The following is an 18875-nucleotide window of genomic DNA, read 5'->3' on the forward strand; positions in this document are numbered from 1 at the left end:
GTCTCTGAACGAGGAAAGGTTGTCTTGGGGCATTGACTTGGACCGAACTGCGGCGGCTGCTGGCCGCGAAGGCCGGCCTGGAACCCACCCCGTCCGGTCTTCGCAGCGCCGTCTGTGCCACGACTGCCGACTTCCCGGCGCATGGCCGAACAACCCGCCGCCCCGCAGACGTTCCGCCGCCACAGGGACGCCTGTCTGCCTGAGACGCCCGGTGGCGCGGCCACTGCGGGTTCGAGTCCCACCCGCCCCACCCTTCCCCCCTCCTAGCAGGAACGTTTCGACGGGTGCGGACGTGCCGGCCCCTGCTGCGAGTGCGGGGCGCGCCGTTTGTCGGGTGGGGGAGAACCGCGGGTGGCTGGTTTTCGTCTCTCTGGGGAGGTCGCACGGTGTCGGGCTGGTGTCCGGGTCCGTGGACGGGACGACCGCGAGCGATGTGCAGGGGGAGCCATGGGTAGCCGTCCGACGGATTGGCATGTGCTCGATCTGGATGACGACCCCACGCCGGGGGATCCGGAGCGGGTCAAGCAACTGGCCCGTGAGCTGCACGACTTCGCCGACGATGTGGCGGATGCGCTGCGGCAGATCAAGGGGATGGCCGGTGAGGACGCGCTGCTGCGGTGGGCGGGGAAGACCGCCAAGGCCTTCCAGGACGAGTTCGAAGAGGTTCCCAAGAATCTGAAGAAGCTCCAGCGCTCTTACGACCTGGCGGGCGATGCGCTGGCCGCGTACTGGCCGAAGCTGGAGCGGGCCCAGTCCCTCGCCGACAAGGCTCTCGCCAAGGGCCGGGAGGCGCAGAGTGATCTGACCGCCGCCAACGGGCGGCTGGACTCCGCCAACTCCTGGGTCGATCGGGCCACTGCGAAGACCGAGGAGTACGACGAGAAGGAGGGCAAGGAGAAGCCCGACGAGTCTGAGGTACGGGCCGCCACCCGCAACGCCACCGACGCCAAGTCCGCCCAGTCCTCCGCGCAGTCGGCCGTCGACAACGCCGAAGCCGGTCTCGAAGCCGCGAAGAAGATGGCCGCCGATGCCAAGAAGATGCGTGAGGACGCCGCCTCCGAAGCCAAGGACAAGCTCGAAGACGCCTCCGACGCCGGTATTCAGAACCGGAAGTGGTGGGAGAAGGCGGTCGACTGGGTCAAGGACAACTGGGACACGATCGTCAACGTCTGCAAGGTGATCGTCGCGGTCCTCGGCATCGTCGTCCTGATCATCGGCGGGCCGCTGGCTTGGGTCGTTCTCGCCGCAGCCCTCGTCGTCCTCGCCGACACCCTCTACAAGTACATGAACGGCCAAGCCTCCCTCTGGGACGTCGCCTTCGCCGCCCTCGACTGCATCCCCGGCATGAAGGGACTCACCACCCTCGGCGGCCTCGCGAAGGGGCTGAAGGGCGGGCTGGCCGCGGTCAAGGGCGGCATGAAGGGCATGAAGGCCGCCGTCTCCGGGCTCGGCAAGACCATGCAGGCCATGGGCCGCTCCATGAAGAAACTTTTCACCTGCGGCGACCCCGTCGACGTCGCCACCGGGCAGATGGTCATGTCGATCGAGGACATCAAACTCCCCGGCCTCCTGCCCCTCGTGCTGGCGCGCAGCCACCGCACGGGGATCGGCGTCGGCCGGTGGTTCGGGCCGAGTTGGGTGTCCACGCTCGACCAGCGGCTCATGCTCGACGACGACGGCCTGCGGCTCGTCACCGAGGACGGGATGGTGCTGTACTACCCCGTGCCCGTCGCGGGTGAGGCGGTGGCGCCGGTTGTCGGGCCGCAGTGGCTGCTGACCTGGGACGGGAGTCCGCAGGGGGCGATCACCGTGCGGCAGCCCGAGGCGGGGCGGACGTTGCGGTTCGTGCCCGATCCGGGCGGTCGGGCGGGGGAGCTGGTGCTGGCCGCGATCGGTGACCGTAACGGCAACAGCCTGGAGGTCGTCTACGGCAAGGACGGCGCGCCCGCGGAGCTGGTCCATCACGGCGGCTACCGCGTCGGTCTGACGTGTGCCGACGGCCGCGTCACCGCGCTCACCCTGCGCAGTGACCCCCGGGAGCCGGTCCTGCTGCGCTACCGCTACGACGACCGCGGCAACCTCGCCGGCGTCGTCAACTCCTCCGGCCGGCCGCAGCGTTACGCGTACGACGACGAGCGCCGGATCACCGGCTGGTGCGACCGCTCCGACGCCTGGTACCGCTACGCGTACGACGAGCTGGGCCGCTGCGTGCGCACCGGGGGCGACGACGGAGTGCTGGCGTACGCGTACGCCTACGACGACGAGACCCGTACCACCACCGCCACCGACTCCCACGGGCACGCCACGGTCTACCGCTTCGACGAGTCCTTCCAGCTCGTCGCCGAGACCGACCCGCTGGGCCACACCACCACCCGCACCTGGGACGCCTTTCAGCGCCTCGCCTCGCTCACCGACCCCCTCGGCCGCACCACCAGCTACCGCTACGACGCCTCCGGCAACCTCAGTGAGATCGAGCGCCCCGACGGCGGCGTGCTCGCCGTGGAGTTCAACGACCTCGACCTGCCCGTCAAGGTGATCCGCCCCGACGGCACCTGCTGGGAGTACGCCTACGACGACCGCGGCAACCGGCGCGCCGTCACCGACCCGCTCGGCGCCACCACGGTCTTCACCGTCGACGGGCGCGGCGCCACCACCGGCATCACCGACCCGCTCGGCAACCGCCTCCAGGTTCTCGACAACGACGCCGCCGGCCTCGTCGTCGCCGCCACCGACGCGCTCGGCGCGCGGCGTTCCTTCACCCGCGACGCGTTCGGCCGCATCACCGAGCTGACCGACCCCTTCGGCGAGGTCACCAAGGTCGGCTGGACGGTGGAGGGCCAGATCTCCTGGCGCGAGCTGCCGAGCGGCAAGAGCGAGCGGTGGACGTACGACGCCGATCTCAACCCGCTGGAGTACGCCTCCTCGACCGGCCGCCGCACCGTCTACCGCCACACGCACTTCGACCTGCGCGCCGCCGAGGAGGACCAGGACGGCACCGCGCACCACTTCACGTACGACAGCGAGCTGCGGCTGACCGAGGTGCGCAACGGCTCCGGGCAGCGCTGGAGCTACCGCTACGACCCGGTCGGCAACCTCGTCGAGGAGACCGACTGGGACGGCCGCACCCTGCGCTACCGCTACGACGCCGCCGGGCAGTTGGCCGAGCGGACCAACGGCGCGGGGCAGACCACGGCCTTCGCGTACGACGCGCTGGGCAACGTCACCGGCATGACGGCCGACGACGTCGTCACCACCTACCGCTACGACCCGCTCGGCCGCCTCGTGCACGCGGCCAACCCGGACGTCGAGCTGAGCGTCGAGACCGACGCCGCCGGCCACACCCTCGCCGAGTCCTGGAACGGCCGGACGGTCGGCTTCGCGTACGACGCGGCGGGCCGCAGGACCGAGCGGCGCACACCGTCCGGGGCGGTGACCCGCTGGACGTACCGGCCGGCGGAGCGCTCCGCGGTCCAGCACATCGGCGACACCGACGTCACCTTCGGCTACGACGCCGCCGGGCGGGAGCTGGAGCGGGTGCTCGGCGACGCCGCGGTGCTCACCCACCGCTTCGACGGCGACCGGCTGCGCACGACGCAGGAGTTGACGGCCCCGGCCGGTACGGGCGCCGCGGCCGCCGGGAGCGGCACGGCCCTCCAGCGGCGCACGTACGTCCACCGCGCCGACGGCTTCCTCGCGGGCGTCAGCGACCTGCTGCGCGGCGACGTCGACTACGAGCTGGACGCCGCCGGCCGGGTCACGGCCGCGCGCGGCGGCGGGCGGGAGGAGTCGTACCGCTACGACGCGCTCGGCAACCTCCTCTGGTCCGGCGTCCCGGACGCCGCGGCCGGCGACGACGCCGGGCCCGGCGAGCGCACGTACAGCGGCACCCTCATCCGGCGCGCCGGCCGCACCGTCTACGAGCACGACGAGCAGGGCCGCGTCACGCGGCGCAGCACCCGGCTGCTGTCCGGCGGGCGGCGCGAGTGGCGCTACTCCTGGGACGCCGAGGACCAGCTCACCGGCGTCGTCACGCCGGACGGGCGGGAGTGGCGCTACACGTACGACCCGCTGGGCCGGCGCGTCGCCAAGCGGCTGCTCGGCGACGACGGCGAGAGCGTCGTGGCGGAGGTGCTCTTCTTCTGGGACGGCGACCGGCTCGCCGAGCAGACGGACGGCGCCGCCAGCACGGTGTGGGACTGGGGCGAGGGGCACACGCCCGTGGGCCAGCGGGTGCGTACGCCTGCCGCCGACGCCACGCAGGAGGAGATCGACGAGCGGTTCTACGGAATCGTCACCGACCTCGTCGGCACCCCGGAGGAGTTGGTCGACGCCGCCGGCACGGTCGTCTGGGCCCGCCGGTCCACCGTCTGGGGCCTGCCGGCGGACGGCGGCTCCGGGGGGCGGGGCGGAGTCGAGTGCCCGTTGCGCTTTCCGGGCCAGTACCACGACGCCGAGACCGGGCTGCACTACAACCGCCACCGCTATTACGAACCGGCCACCGGCCGCTACTTCAGCCCCGACCCCCTGGGCCGTACCCCGGCGCCCAACCACCATGCCTACGTGCCCAATCCGCTGCAGTGGACCGACCCGCTCGGCCTGCGCGCGCCGTGCATGGTGGACCTTTATCACGGCACGTTCGGCAGGGCGGCCGACAACATCATGGCCAACGGAGTCGACGTCCATTACGGCACCAGGAACATGGACTTCGGGCGCGGCGGCTTCTACGTGACGAACGACCCGGCGCAGGCCCTCACCTGGGCCAAGCGCCTCGCCAGGCGCGAGGGCGACGTGCCGGCGGTCATCCACTTCCGGGTGCCGCGCAGCGAGCTGGACAACCTGAACAGCCGGATCTTCAACGGGCCGAGCGACGAGCTGAACGACATGCTCAGGTCGGGCAGGACCGGTGGCCCGATGCACGACTACGACATGGTCGAGGGGCCCATGCTGAGGAATGTGGGAGACTTCCTGAACGGTGCCCCACCGCGCCTGGAAGGGCACCAGATCGCCATCTTCACCGACCGGGCGCAGGACGTCTTCAACAACGCCGAAATCACCCGCCACGGACCGCCGACAGGATCATGACGGAAGAATTCACGACGGACCTCGACGAGGGAATGCTGAAGTATTTCCGGGACATCGCCGATGTCATGGTGCAGCGCATCGGCATTTCCCGGGCCGAGGCCGTGGCCCGGATCAACAGGGCCTACGGCGGCGCGGAGATCGAGCCGTATCCCGACATCATGTGCCACGAGCTTCCCGACTACTGGGCCTACGGCCTGTACTACGCGGGGAACGTGCCGTACTGGGAGCCGGACGCGGACCCCTCCGGCTGGGAGGTCCGCGAGGCGCCGCCGAGGGGCGGGCCGGAGTGGACGCTGCCGGAGGAGTGAGCGCGGCCGGTTCTGCCGCGGCGCGGTCGCGGGGTCCCGGGCTGCCGGGGCTCAGAGGCGGTCGTGGAGGAGGCGGGACAGCTCCACGCGGCGGGTCTTGAGGGTCGCGGTGCGGGGGAGTTCGGCCAGCGGGAGGTGGACGGGGGCGCCGAGCTGGGGGTAGTCGGCGGTGGCCGCCCGCCAGCGGGCCGGGACCAGCGGCTGGTCGTCGCGGGTGCACAGGACGGGTACCGGCTCGGCGTCCGGGCCCGGGACGACGACGAGTTCGACGAGTTCGTCCAGGCGGTCGAGGACGGCGTCCTCGATCTCCAGGCTGGAGCCGACGCCGGGGATGGTGTCGATCTCGCGGTCGAGCATGTGCAGGCAGCCGGCGCGGGTCCGGTAGCCGACGTCGCCGGTGCGCCACCAGCCGTCGTGGACGTTCTCGTCGTAGCGGTCCTGTTCGCCGTGGTACGTCTGGGCGAGACCGGCCCAGCGGACCTCGATGAAACCGGGGTTCGCGGCGGAGACCCGCCGGCCGTTCCGGGAGACGACGCGGACCCGCGCGCTGCCCGGCAGCGGGAAGCCGACGCAGCGGCCGTCCATGCGGCGGGCGTCGCGGCGGAAGTAGGGGCGGCCCACGGCGGGGCCGACCTCGGACTGGCCGTAGATCTGGAAGAACTGCGGGGCGCGGCGGCGGGAGGCGTCCAGGAGGCGGCGAACGGTGCGGGGGTGGAGCGCGTCGAAGGTGGAGGAGAAGTACTTCACGGACGCGAAGGGCTCGCGCGGGTCCGCGGCCAGGCCCTCCCAGGCGAGGAACGCGTTGGGCAGGGCCTCGACGAGGCCGGGCCGGTTCCGCAGGAAGACCTTCGCCACCGCCTCCGGGTCGTGGTTGGTGAGCAGGATGGTCGGCATGCCCTTCGTCAGCGCGAGCGTCATCGCCGCGAACAGCCGCGAGTGGACGAACGGCACGCTGATCGCGACGGTCTCGCGCCGGCGCATCAGCGCCAGCATGACGAGCTGCGGGCGCAGCCGGGCGCGCATGGTGCGCGGGGTGTGGACGACCAGCTTCGGTACGCCCGTGGTGCCCGAGGTGTGCGTGATCATCGCCGGCTCGTCCAGCCCCTGGAACACCGGCGGTACGGGCGGGGCGCCGGCGAGGCGGGCCAGCGACGCCACGCCGCGGCCGGCGCCCGCCACGCCGATGACCGACGTGGTCAGCTCGTCGAGGGGCAGGCCGGCCAGCTCGGTGAGCTTCGGGCGGTCGGTGAGCAGGTGGGGGCGGCGCGGTCCCTGGAGGCGCTTGAGGAGGGCGGCCACCGTGGGCGCGGGCAGGGCGGGGGAGAGCATGACGGGGATCGCGCCGAGGCGGGCGGCGGCGGTGGCGAGCAGCCAGGCGTCGACGTTCGCCCGCTTGTAGACGACGACGTGGTCTCCGGCCCGTACGCCCACCGCCGCCTGCCGGTTCGCCAGGTCGGCGGCGAACTCCGCCACCTCGGCGATCGTCAGCCGGCGGCCGGCCTCGGGCAGGGCGTCGAGGTCGTGGTCCAGCGTCAGCAGCGTCCCGCCGTGCTTCGCCGCGGCCCGCTCCGGCACCGTACCCAGATAGAGGCCGCGCTTGTGGTGGGGATTCCGGCTCACGATGCCCTTCACCTGTCCTCCGCCCAGACCTGCGTCACGTTCGGTAACCGCGGGCGGCGCCGCCGCCCGGGGTCGCGCGCGGACAGTGTGGGGTGGCGGACTCGGGGGACGGCAGAGGACCACTTGGCGTCTAGTTGAGGATTCGTCACGGGAAAGGCGGCATACAAGACACGCCCGACCTCTCGGGCGTGCAAATGGGGAGGTGAGGGCGTGTTTGATTCCTGGTTCGAATAATGGCGTCGAGCACGCGCGGGGCCGGGCGGTGCTCCGGAGTCCCCGCGGGCCCGTCACGAGGTGACCCGGCGTGACGGGCCGCGGGGCGGGTCGGGCTCGCTCAGGTGGGCAGGACGCAGCCCGTGGACGCCGTGGCGAACGGCTCACCCGCCGCCGTGAGCGCGCCGCTCTCCGCGTCCACGGTGAACACGCCGATGGTGCGGCCCCGTTCGTTGGCCGAGTAGAACAGCGCGCCGTCCGGCGAGAGGGTGATGTGCCGCGGCCAGTCGCCGCCGCAGGGCACGGTGTCCACCAGGCTCAGCTCGGCGCCGTCGGCCGCCACGGCGAGGCGGGCGACGCTGTTGTGCCCCCGGTTGGAGAGGTAGACGAACCGGCCGTCCCCCGAGATCGTGATCTCCGCGGGGTAGTTGCCGCCGGGGTCCACGTCGTCGGGGAGGGTCGGCAGGCTCTCCAGCCGGGTCAGCTCGCCGGTTTCCGCGTCGTGGGCGTACGCGGTGACGGTGCTGTCCAGCTCGTTGGCCACGTACGCGTACGCGCCCTGCGGATGGAAGACCATGTGCCGCGGCCCGGCGCCCGGCACGGCCTTCGCCTCGGAGACCGCAGAGAGCGCGCCGCTGCCGGTGTCGAGCGCGTACGTGTAGACGGAGTCAGTGCCCAGGTCCACGGCGTAGACGAAGCCGCCGGCCGGGTCGGTGAGGATCTGGTGCGCGTGCGGGCCCTCCTGGCGGTCCGGGTCCGGGCCCGAGCCGGTGTGCTGGACGAAGCCGGTGCGCTCGCCGACGCTGCCGTCGTCCTCGATGACGTGCACGGCGACGCTGCCGCCCGTGTAGTTGGCGCTGAGCAGATGCCCGCCGGCGGGGTGCACCGACAGGTGCGTGACGCCGGCGCCGCCGGTGGACTGCACGCCGCCGAGCGCGCTGAGCGCGCCGTCCGCGCCGATGGCGTACGCCCGTACGCCGCCCTCGGCGCCGCCGCCGACGGTGGAGTAGAGGACGTCGCCGGCGGGGGAGAGGGCGAGGAAGTCGGGGTTGGTGACGTCGCCGAAGCCGCCGTCGGTCTCGGCGAGGGCGCCGGTGGCGGTGTCGTACGTGCAGGCGAGGATGCCCTGGCCGTAGGTGCCGAGGTAGAGGGGGCGCAGTGCGAGGGGCCGGCGTCCTGCGGGGGGTGCGCTCTGCGGGGCACCGGCGTGGGCGGCGCCGATGCCCGCGGCGCCGAGCGCGCCGGCGCCGAGGCCCGCGGCGCCGAGGAGCAGGGAGCGGCGGGTGGGGCGGGTGGGGCGGGACGGCATGGGAGACCTCCAGTGGGGGATGGAGTGACGAATGGGTGGCATGTCCCGGCCATGAGCATGCCGGGCGGCCCCGGGCGGGTCAACGGCGCCCGGTGCCACCGGCGTTGCGTCTCGGCCGTGCGCCGACGGCGCGCCGGGGCCGCCGTTCCGTACCCCCGGCGCCTACTCCGCCCGCCGTCTCACCACTGCTGCGCCTCGGCGGCTTCCGTCGCGATCGTGGTCGTCTCGCCGTGCCCGGTCCGTACCACCGTTTCCGGTGGCAGGGTCAGCAGCCGCGCGCGGATCGACGCCTCGATCGTCCCCTACTCCTCCCGCCTTCTCACCACTCCCGCGCCCCGGCGGCCTCCGCTCCGATCGTGGTCGACTCGCCGTGGCCGGTCCGTACCACCGTCTCCGGCGGTAGCGTCAGCAGCCGCGCGCGGATCGACGCCTCGATCGTCGGGCGGTCGGAGTACGAGCGGCCGGTCGCGCCCGGACCACCGTGGAAGAGGGTGTCGCCGGTGAAGACGGTGCCCAGCTCCGGCGCGTACAGGCAGACGGCGCCCGGCGCGTGGCCCGGGGTGTGCAGGACCGTCAGCTCCGTGCCCCCGACCGTCAGCGTCTGGCCGTCCGCGAGGGCGCCGTCCGGGGCGCGGTCGGGGTGGGTCATCTCCCACAGCACCCGGTCGTCGGGGTGGAGGAGGACCGGCGCGCCGGTCGCGGCCGCGAGCGCGGGGGCGGCGTCGATGTGGTCGTCGTGGGCGTGGGTGCAGACGATGGCGGTCACGCGGCGGTCGCCGACGGCGGCGGCGATGGCGGCGGCGTCGTGGGCGGCGTCGATGACGAGCGCCTCGGCGTCGTCGCCGACGATCCACACGTTGTTGTCGACGTCCCAGGTGCCGCCGTCGAGCGAGAACGTACCGGAGGTGACCAGGTGGTCGACGCGGGCGCCGCTCACAGGATCACCACCGAGCGCAGCACGTCGCCCGCCTGCATCCGGGCGAAGGCGGCCTCCACGCCGTCGAGTTCGATGGTCTCGGAGACGAAGGCGTCGAGGTCGAGCCGGCCCTGCCGGTAGAGGTCGATGAGCATGGGGAAGTCGCGGGACGGCAGGCAGTCGCCGTACCAGGAGGACTTCAGTGCGCCGCCGCGGCCGAAGACGTCGAGCAGCGGCAGCTCCAGCGTCATCTCGGGCGTCGGCACGCCGACGAGGACGACGGTGCCGGCGAGGTCACGGGCGTAGAACGCCTGCTTGTACGTCTCCGGGCGGCCGACCGCCTCGATGACGACGTCGGCGCCGTGGCCGCCGGTGAGGTCCCGTACCGCCTCGACGGGATCGGCCTCACGGGCGTCGACCGTGTGCGTGGCGCCCAGGCCCGTCGCGGTGGTCAGCTTCCGCTCGTCCACGTCGATCGCGATGATCTTCCCGGCGCCCGCCAGCCGCGCGCCCATGACGGCGGCCCCGCCGACGCCGCCGCAGCCGATGACGGCGACGGAGTCGCCGCGGCCGACGGCGCCGGTGTTGAGCGCGGCACCGAGACCGGCCATCACGCCGCAGCCGAGCAGCCCGGCCGCGGCGGGGGACGCCTCGGGGTCGACCTTCGTGCACTGGCCGGCGGCGACGAGCGTCTTCTCCGCGAACGCGCCGATGCCCAGCGCGGGCGCCAGCTCGGTGCCGTCCTGGAGGGTCATCTTCTGCGTGGCGTTGTGGGTGTCGAAGCAGTACCAGGGCCGCCCCCGCTCACACGCCCGGCACCGGCCGCACACGGCACGCCAGTTGAGGACGACGAAGTCGCCCGGCGCCACCTCGGTGACGCCGTCGCCGACGGACTCCACGACGCCCGCCGCCTCGTGGCCGAGGAGGAAGGGAAAGTCGTCGTTGATGCCGCCCTCGCGGTAGTGCAGATCCGTATGGCACACCCCGCACGCCTGCACCGCGACCACGGCCTCGCCGGGCCCGGGGTCGGGCACGACGACGGTGGTGATCTGCACGGGCTCGTTCTTCGCACGCGCGACGACGGCTCGTACGTCCTGAGGCATGAGGGCGCTCCCTTCGTGACGGGGCTCATACAGTACGTTCCCCGCCCTCGTGAATCGCCCTGCCCTGCCGCGGGGGGCGTCAGGTGTTGTTCGCCCGGCCGACGTAGAGGTTCCGGGCGCGGTAGTGGGTGTCGCCGGAGGGACCGGGGGAGCCCGAGGAACCCTCCATCTGCAGGTTGATGATGATCCACATGGGGGCGCCGACGAAGTTCGAGCCGCGGTGCTGACCGACCCAGGTGCCGTCGAGGTAGTAGTGGATGTCGACGTCGGTGGCGCTGACCTTGGCGATCCAGGCACGATAGGTGTGCCAGGCACCGGGGTTGGAGACCGGGACGATGGTGTTGTCCCAGCCGCCGTCGTAGGTGTTGAACCAGTTCCGGGCGTCGCCCTTGTACTCCAGGATGTCGCTCTCCGGCGGCCAACTGTCGGCGCCGGTCAGCCAGAACGCGGGCCAGGTGCCGCGCGCGGACGGCGCCTGGAACTCGCCCTTGACCTCCCACTGCGGGTACCGGTCGTCGACGACGACGTGCGCCTTGGCGTGGACGGCACCGGAGTGGTAGCGGATGGGCAGGTGGGGATCGCTGCTGCTGTTGCCCTCGTCCCAGGTGATGCGCGACGCCCTGAGCACGAGGACGCCGCCGGACTCCAGATAGACGTGGTTGTGGTCGGTGGCACTGGCGTACATCCGCGCGGAGCCGTTGTGGTCGGAGCCCCACGGGTAGCGGTAGTTCCAGGCGGCCTGGAGCGCGCCGTAGTCGGCGAAGGTGCCGGACCCGATGACGGTCTCCCACGCGAGCGGCGCGGCGGGCGGCTGCGCCAGGGCGGGCGGCTGCGCGAGGGCGGGCCGGGCGGTGGCGACTCCGGCGCCGGCGGCGAGCGCGGCGCCGGAGGAGAGCAGGAACGTGCGGCGGTCGAGCGGCATGGGGGGCCTCTTTTCGCGGGTGAGGGACTGGCTCCGTACGCGGGCGGAGGCGAGGCCCCGGCGCAAACCGCCCGCCGACTCCTCACGAAAGCACAACCCGCGCCCCGGCGGGAGACCGCCGTGCCCGTTTCAGCCCTGCTCTCCGTGGTGCTGCTCCCTGTAGTGCCGGGCGAGTTCGAGACGGGCCGGTGGCCTGTCCGGCAGGCCGACGCGGAAGAGATGGATCTCGTTCTCGACGACGGCCGCCAGCCGGGCACCGTCGGGCGACCACGCGAGGGCCTGGGCGGTGATCCCGGCCTGCGCAGGGTCGCGCGCGGGGCGCCGCATGATCAGCTCCCGGTCGGCGACCCGGTAGAGGTCGGGCGTGCACCTGCGTTCGTCGTCCCAGTCCTCGGTCGCCACGGCCAGGTACGCGCCGTCGGGGCTCGCCGCCAGCGCGTTCAGCCAGTCACCCGGCACGGGGACGGCGTCGAGGACCCTGCCGGTGGCGGGCTCGACCACGTGCACCTGCGCGTCGTGGGCGACGAACATCCGGGTCTCGTCCGCGCTGAACGCCACGCCCCGGACCCGGCCGGAGGACGGGTCACCGAGCCGTATCGTGCGATCGGGCGAGGACTGACCGGAGACGAAGTCCACCCGGCCGCCCTCGCCGTACTCGACCCGGAAGCGGCCGGTGCGGGAGCGTACGCGTCCCGGCTCCACCGCAACGTCGGTCTCGGTGCCGGCGTCGAGGTCGTAGGCCCACGGGCGGACCTCGTCGTTCCCGTCCTCCTTGAGCGTGACCACATGCCGCCCGGGCACCCACATGATGTCCCGGCCGGCCGACGCGGGTGCCGCGCGGAGCCGCTCGGAGCGGTCGGCCGTGTCGTAGACGGCGAGTTCGCCGTCCTCGCTGGTGACGGCGAGGAAGCGGCCGTCGTCGGAGAAGGCCAGCACCACGACGTGGTCGCCACCGTCGGAACCGGCGGAACCGTCGGAACCGTCGGAACCGTCGAACGGGGCGAGCACCGCCTCCGGCTCCGTGAGATCCGGTACGTGCGGGGCGTCCCCGGCGCGCAACCGGCGGGTCGGGTCCGGGTAGTACCCGGTCTCCCAGCTCAGCCCGGGCCGCAGATGCTCCAGCCACCGCGGGTCGGTGACCTGCACCTCGTAGTCGGCCTGCACGAGCCGGTCCTCGTCCGGCCAGCCGTCGTCGCGCTGGTGGATCCCCTCCTCCCGGAGGGCGGCGACGTGCTCCCAGAGCTCGTCGGGCGGCGGGTGGTGGCGGACGGCGACGGGTTCGACGTTCTCCACGAACCAGCGGGCGTTCACGGCGAGCCAGCCGTCGTTCTCGGGCTCCCGCCAGGTGAGGAAACCGCCGAGTGAACCGCCGCCGCCGACCGCGCTCTCCCACAGCAGCGACAGGAAGAAGCCGGCGTCCTCCGGCAGTTCGGCGTGCCACCGGCGGTCGGGGTGGTAGTCGACGACGAAGATCCGGAATCTCACCCGCCGCCGGCCGGGGTCCAGGTCAAGCACGCGCACGCCGTAGAAGGGATGGACGGACAAGGCACTCCTTCTCGTCGGAACCGGAGGGCGGTCGGTGAGGACTTCGGGCCGGACGGCCCCGCCCTGGGCGGACGTGAGGCCGCACGTCGGTCGCCCATGCTGCCATGCCCGGCGTCCCATGCCACGGCGGTGCTGACTTCCGGTACGTGCCAAGGCGTTGACCCCGGGCGTCATGAGGCTTACGTTGACAGGGCACAGTCAGAAAGCGCTTTCTTCGCGATCCCTCAGGAGAATCACTGTGCCCACCCCCCACCGCCGTACCCCCCTGCGGGCCGTCCTCGTCACGGCCGCCGCCGGCTGCCTCCTCGCCGCCGCCCCCGTCCCCGCGTCCGTCCCCGCGTCCGCGTCCGCCCCGGCCCCGGCCCCGGCCCCGGCCGAAGACTGCGCCCCCGAACGCCTCGTCCTCTTCGACGGCACCTCCACCGAAGGCTGGAGCCAGGCCGGGCCCGGCGGGTTCACCCTCGCCGACGGCGCGCTCACCTCGCACGGCGGCCTGGGGCTCATCTGGTACTCCGACCGCGAGTTCGGCCAGGACTACCGCCTGACCCTCGACTGGCGCGTGGCCGGCGACGACAACTCCGGCGTCCACCTCGGCTTTCCCGCCGGCGAGGACCCCTCCATCCGCAACGAGGGCTTCGAGGTCCAGATCGACGCCACCGACTCCCCCGACCGCACCACCGGTGCGGTGTACGGCTTCCAGTCGCCCGACATCGCCGCCCGCGACGCCGCGCTGAAGCCGCCGGGCGAGTGGAACACATACGACCTCCGCGTCGCCGGCGACCGGCTCACCGTGCACCTCAACGGCGTGGAGATCAACGACTACACCGACGCCGTCCCCGAGCGCCGTCTCGGGCCCGGGCACATCGGGCTGCAGAACCACGGCGCCGGGGACGAGGTCTCGTTCCGGAACATCGTGATCGAGGTCTATGACAAGTGACGAGCAGGCGGGGACCGTCGTCCCGCCGTACCGCCTCCACCGTTGGGAGCCTCATGAGCCGAACGATCAAACCCCTGTCCCTCGTCGCCGCCCTCACCGTCCTGCCCGCCTTACTGTTGGCGACGCCCTCCGCCGTGGCCGCGCCCGAGCCCACCGGCACGAGCGCCCCGAACGCGGCCGGGTTCACCCGCACCGCGCTGGTCGACTCCGACCTCGCCGACCCCTTCGAGCTGGCCGTCGCGCCGGACGGGCGGGTCCTCTGGGCGCAGCGCACCGGTGAGCTGAAGATCGTCGACCAGGAGACGCGGGAGATCACCACCGCGTACGACTTCGACTATCCGCTGGAGTTCACCACCCAGTCGGACGGGCTGCTCGGCCTCGCGCTCGACCCCGCCTTCGCGACGAACCACCGGCTGTACGTCATGCACTCCGACAAGGCCGAGAAGAAGGTCGACATATCCCGGTTCACCCTCAAGGGCAACCGGCTCGACCCCGCCTCCCAGAAGGTGCTGCTGTCCATCCCCACCTGGCGCGGCGAAGGCCGCGCCAACGTGCACATGGGCGGGTCGCTGACCTTCGACAGCAAGGGCAACCTGTACGCCGCCACCGGCGACAACACCGACCCGTTCGAGTCGGACGGCTACTCGCCGATCGACGAGCGCGACGGCCGGCACGGCTGGGACGCCCAGGCCAGCGCCGCCAACACCAACGACCTGCGCGGCAAGGTGCTGCGCATCAAGCCCACCAAGGGCGGCACCTACACCGTCCCCAAGGGCAACCTCTTCAGGAAGGGCGAGAAGAAGACCCGTCCCGAGATCTACGCGATGGGCTTCCGCAACCCGTTCCGTATCGCGGTCGACCCAGCGACCGACGCGCTGATGGTCGGCGACTACGGCCCCGACGCCCGCGAGGCGAACGCCGACCGCGGCCCGGCGGGCATCGTCGAGTACAACCTGATCTCCAAGGCCGGCAACATGGGCTGGCCGTACTGCGTCGGCAACAACATCCCGTTCAACGACTACGACTTCGCCACCGGCACCTCCGGCGGGAAGTTCGACTGCGCCGCGCCGGTGAACGACTCGCCGAACAACACGGGCAAGACCCAGTTGCCCCCGGCCACCGCCGCGCAGGTCTGGTACTCGTACGCGGCCTCCGCGGAGTTCCCGCAGCTCGGCTCCGGCGGCGGCGGCCCGATGGGCGGTCCGGCGTACGACTTCGACCCGGACCTCGACAGCGCGACGAAGTTCCCCGAGTCGTACGACGGCAAGTGGTTCAACTACGAGCTGACCCGCAAGTGGTTCAAGACGTTCACGTACAGCGCGGGCGGCGAGCCGCAGGCGATCGACCCGGTCTTCGAGGGCATGAGCTGGATCCAGATCTTCGACGCCCACTTCGGCCCCGACGGCTCGCTCTACGTCATCGACTTCGGCGAGGGCGTCGGCGTCGGCCGCGGCGGGGAGAACGTCAACGCCGGGATCTACCGCATCGACTACGTCGCGGAGGCGGCCGAGTAGCGGCCGGGTAGGCGCAGCCGGACACCGTGGCCGATCGGCGCCGCCGGGCGATTCTGCCGCCCGGCGGCGCCCTTCGGCCGTTCCGGTCGTCGGCTGCGTGCGCGTCGATCGGCAAAAGTCCGGTCGCGTGGGTGTTTTGGGGTGTTTTTCGGAGGCGGGTTGCCGTGAGTTCGTCCCGGTGGCGTGCATTCCGCTCGCGCCCGGCGTCCTCAGTGCCTGAAGTGCTCGTCTATGCCCGGGATCCAGAAGCACAGTTCCAGCGTCTTGAGCCGCGCCCAGTGCTGCATCCTCCGGCCCTCCCGCACCGCGCCCACCGCGCCGATGACCACCAGCGCCGCCGGGCCCGCGGACAGGTCGGGGACGTCGGCGATGCCCAGCCGGGTGAGGACGTAGGTGGCCAGGGAGAGCTGGAGGGCTCCGGGTATCGCGTACGTGAGGACGCCGAAGATCCCGAACGCGAACGGCATGCTCCTCCTCCGTGGTCGAACGGGTGCGCCGGCGGCTTCCGTTACGCCGACTCCCGTACCACCAGCTCCGGTTCGAAGATCACCGACGCCGGCGGGGCCTCCGGCGACTCCAGTGCGGCCAGCAGCAGCCGGACCATCTCGCCGGCCATCTCCTCCACCGGCTGGCGCACCGTCGTCAGCTCCGGTCGCGTCGCCGTCGCCGCGCTGCTGTCGTCGAAGCCGATCACCGCCACGTCCTCCGGGACCCGTCTGCCCTGGTCGCGCAGCACCTGCACCGCCGCGCGGGCCATCAGGTCGTTCGCCGCGAAGACGCCGTCCAGGTCCGGGTGTTCGCGCAGCAGCCGGGTCATGGACTGCTCGCCGCCGGCCGCCGTGAAGTTGCCCTCCGCGCACGGGACGTACGCGTGGCCGTGGCGGGCCATGGCCTGGTTGAAGCCGTCGAGCCGCTCCTGTCCCGCCAGGACGTCCAGGGGGCCGCTGATCGTGACCGGCCGGCGGCAGCCGCGGGCCAGCAGGTGTTCGGCGGCCAGACGGGCGCCGTCGCGGTGGGCCAGGTCGACGTAGCCGGCGGGGACGGGGCGGGCCGGGCGGGCGAACAGCACCGTGGTCACGTCCGCGGCCGTGAGCATGCCCGGCAGCGGGTCCTCGCCGTGGGTGGAGACCAGCAGCGCGCCGTCCGCGATGCCCTGGCGCAGGTGGGCGACGACCTGTTCGCGGGCGTCCGCGGTCTCGGCGAGCATCAGCATCGGGTGCATCCCGCGCGGGCGCAGCGCGCCCATCACGCCGTCGACGACGCGGCCGAAGAAGGGATCGGAGAAGACGTAGCGCCGGTACGCGGCCTCGTCGCCGCCCTCGCCGGCGCCGGAGATCACCAGGCCCACCGCGCCGGTGCGCCGGGTGACGAGGGAGCGGGCCGCGCTGTTGGGCGCGTAGCCGGTGGTGCGGACGGCCGCGCGGACGGTCTCCTGGATCGCCGGGTCGACGTTCCGGGTGGCGTTGATCACGCGCGAGACCGTGGCCCGGGACACTCCGGCGACCCGGGCCACGTCCTCCAGCGTCGGCGGTCGGCTCATAGGCGCTTTTATAGCACGCGCCGGAAATCGCTCTCCGACCGCTGATCGATCAGCGGTACACGCCGAACTCGTAGAGCGAGTACCCGTATCCGGTGCCCCGCGCGGTGCCGTTCATCCGCACGTAGCGGCCGGTGCCGGAGACCTCCAGGTCGTCGATCCCGCCGTTTCCCGCGGCGGTCTCGTACACCGTCTGCCAGCTCTGCCCGTCGTCGGAGACCTGGATCGCGTACGCCTTGGCGAAGGCCCCCTCCCACGCGAGCTGGACGTGCGAGAACGTCGTCCGCTCGCCGAGGTCCACGCTCAGCCACTGCGGGTCGGCCCACGAGCTGGCCCAGCGGGTGGTGTAGCTGCCGTCGGTGGCGTCGCCGGCCTCGCAGGGGCAGCCGCCGTAGGCGTCGGTCTGCTCGGTGGACGCCGTGGACGGCTTGCCCTGCGCGACGTTGGTGCCGTCGACCGGGGGCGGGACGACCTTCACCGACAGCGTCTCGATGCCGACGTTGCCCTTGCCGTCCGCCGCCCGGAGGTACACCTTCCACACGCCGAGCCGGTCCGGTGCCGTCACCGCGAACGTCCCGTCGCCGGTCTGCCGGAACTGCGCCGGCCGCAGCGCCTTGTCCTGGTCGATGTAGTTGCTGTTGACGAGCACCTCGTACGTCACGGCGTCCCCGTCCGGGTCCGCGACGTCCGCGGAGAGCGTGAACTCCCTGCCCGCCGGCACGGATCCGGGGTTCTCGGCCGCGAGGCCGGAGATCACGGGAGGGGTGTTGTCGCCGCCCGTGTCGCGGCCGTACGCCTCCTTGACCGCGTAGTACGACAGCCGCCGCTGCCTGTCCGGGGTGAGGTTGAACCACACGCCGCCGAAGTCGTTCTCGATGCCGTAGTGGAAGAGGGTGGCGCCGAGCGCGACGCCGTCGTGGCCGGTGACGCAGTCCCACGCGCTGCCGTAGCCCTCGGCCTTGGCGACGTCGGACGGCTCCTCGGGCACGCCGTTGGCGTCGTCCTCGACCTCCCACTCGCCGGCCGGGCCGCCCTCGGTGACGATGTACGGCTTGTCGTACCCGCCGGCCTCCCACGCCGCGCGCACGTCGCAGACGGCGGCGTAGGAGTTGACGGCGTACAGGTCGAGGTCGGGGGCGTTCTTCTTGTAGTACGGCCAGGCGCCGACCCAGGCGTCCGTGGAGGTCACCGGGTGGTTCGGGTCGACCTCGTGGATGCGCTTCGCGACGTCGTTGACGAAGGTGGTGTACGCGTCGCGCTGGCGCTCCAGCTCGGCGCCCTCGTAGCAGTTCTGCAGCCCGAGGACCGACTCGTTGCCGACGTTCCACATCAGCACCCCGGGGTGGTCGCGGTACTCCTCGACCCAGCGGGGGAACTCGGCGAGCATGTCGTTCTTGTACGCGGTGTCCGTGACGTAGTCGACGCAGCCGCCGCTGCCCGGGCCGCCGCCGGGCTGGAGCCAGAAGCCGGCGATGACCTTGACGCCGTTGGCGGCGGCGGCGTCGAGCAGCGGCCTGGTGGTGGCGTCGGTGCCCCAGGTGCGTACCGTGTTGGCGCCCAGGGACGCGACGTCGGGCATGTAGTCCGCGGCCTGGGCGACGGGCGGGCCCCAGGTCAGGCCCTTGACGGTGTACGGCTGGCCGTCGACGGTGAGCTGCCAGTCGCCCTGCGAGCCGGTGACCTCGACGACGCTCGCGGCGGCGGCCGAGGGCTCGGGGGCGGGCTGTGCGCCGGCCGGGAGGGCGGTCGTCAGGCCGGCCAGCAGGGCTCCGGCGGCGACCACGGCGGCGACGGCCGGCAGGCGCTTGGCGCCCCGGGGTCTCGCCGTGCCGGGGCGTGCGGGGGGTTGAGGGTGCATGGGAGGGGTCC

General features: G+C 72.6%; 11 protein-coding genes and 3 pseudogenes. 4 read left to right on the top strand and 10 right to left on the bottom strand.

Annotated elements, in window-relative coordinates; genetic code table 11:
• The first annotated feature begins 474 nt into the window (after positions 1–474).
• Both O7599_RS28635 and O7599_RS28640 read left to right on the top strand, forming a co-directional pair.
• The gene (locus O7599_RS28635; RefSeq protein ID WP_281618493.1) at positions 475–5082 is read left to right on the top strand and encodes an RHS repeat-associated core domain-containing protein; all 4608 of its coding nucleotides are present in this window, start codon (positions 475–477) and stop codon (positions 5080–5082) included.
• A complete protein-coding gene (locus O7599_RS28640; protein WP_281618494.1) occupies positions 5079–5390 on the top strand; it encodes a hypothetical protein in 312 nt (103 codons plus the stop codon). The genes O7599_RS28635 and O7599_RS28640 overlap by 4 nt, the downstream gene beginning before the upstream one ends.
• Positions 5391–5441: 51 nt before the next feature.
• Here O7599_RS28640 and O7599_RS28645 read toward each other — a convergent pair whose 3' ends face one another.
• From O7599_RS28645 to O7599_RS28675, 7 genes and pseudogenes are all read right to left on the bottom strand, one after another.
• Positions 5442–7010, bottom strand: a complete 1569-nt coding sequence (locus O7599_RS28645; RefSeq protein ID WP_281618495.1) for an AMP-binding protein — start codon at positions 7008–7010, stop codon at positions 5442–5444.
• Between the two features lie 334 nt (positions 7011–7344).
• Positions 7345–8532, bottom strand: coding sequence for a lactonase family protein (locus tag O7599_RS28650; RefSeq protein WP_281618496.1), 1188 nt, complete (start codon positions 8530–8532; stop codon positions 7345–7347).
• 179 nt (positions 8533–8711) lie between these two features.
• A pseudogene (locus O7599_RS28655) lies at positions 8712–8831 on the bottom strand (MBL fold metallo-hydrolase); the annotation flags it as partial.
• A 20-nt stretch (positions 8832–8851) separates the two neighbouring features.
• Positions 8852–9469 (bottom strand): MBL fold metallo-hydrolase, encoded by a 618-nt coding sequence (locus tag O7599_RS28660; protein ID WP_281618497.1) that lies wholly within the window; start codon positions 9467–9469, stop codon positions 8852–8854.
• On the bottom strand, positions 9466–10551 hold the full coding sequence (locus O7599_RS28665; protein WP_281618498.1) for an S-(hydroxymethyl)mycothiol dehydrogenase: 1086 nt from the start codon (positions 10549–10551) through the stop codon (positions 9466–9468). Before O7599_RS28665 ends, O7599_RS28660 begins: the two co-directional genes overlap by 4 nt.
• Before the next feature lie 79 nt (positions 10552–10630).
• Positions 10631–11473: a family 16 glycosylhydrolase gene (locus O7599_RS28670; RefSeq protein WP_281618499.1), complete on the bottom strand. Its 843-nt coding sequence runs from the start codon at positions 11471–11473 to the stop codon at positions 10631–10633.
• Between the two features lie 129 nt (positions 11474–11602).
• Positions 11603–13018, bottom strand: coding sequence for a hypothetical protein (locus tag O7599_RS28675; RefSeq protein WP_281618500.1), 1416 nt, complete (start codon positions 13016–13018; stop codon positions 11603–11605).
• 403 nt (positions 13019–13421) lie between these two features.
• On the opposite strand from O7599_RS28675, the pseudogene O7599_RS28680 reads away from it, so the two are divergent.
• A pseudogene (locus O7599_RS28680) lies at positions 13422–13955 on the top strand (DUF1080 domain-containing protein); the annotation flags it as partial.
• A 182-nt stretch (positions 13956–14137) separates the two neighbouring features.
• Positions 14138–15457: pseudogene (locus O7599_RS28685) on the top strand (PQQ-dependent sugar dehydrogenase); the annotation flags it as partial.
• A gap of 221 nt (positions 15458–15678) precedes the next feature.
• Here O7599_RS28685 and O7599_RS28690 read toward each other — a convergent pair.
• Genes O7599_RS28690 through O7599_RS28700 form a run of 3 tightly spaced genes read right to left on the bottom strand, consistent with a single transcriptional unit; the run spans position 15679 to position 18864 of the window.
• Entirely contained in the window at positions 15679–15936 is a 258-nt protein-coding gene (locus O7599_RS28690; protein ID WP_281618501.1) for a hypothetical protein, read from the bottom strand.
• A 41-nt stretch (positions 15937–15977) separates the two neighbouring features.
• The gene (locus tag O7599_RS28695; RefSeq protein WP_281618502.1) at positions 15978–17009 is read right to left on the bottom strand and encodes a LacI family DNA-binding transcriptional regulator; all 1032 of its coding nucleotides are present in this window, start codon (positions 17007–17009) and stop codon (positions 15978–15980) included.
• A 49-nt stretch (positions 17010–17058) separates the two neighbouring features.
• On the bottom strand, positions 17059–18864 hold the full coding sequence (locus O7599_RS28700) for a discoidin domain-containing protein (protein WP_281618503.1): 1806 nt from the start codon (positions 18862–18864) through the stop codon (positions 17059–17061).
• Positions 18865–18875 lie beyond the last annotated feature (11 nt).

This window comes from Streptomyces sp. WMMC500, assembly GCF_027497195.1.
In the GTDB taxonomy this organism is placed as follows: domain Bacteria; phylum Actinomycetota; class Actinomycetes; order Streptomycetales; family Streptomycetaceae; genus Streptomyces.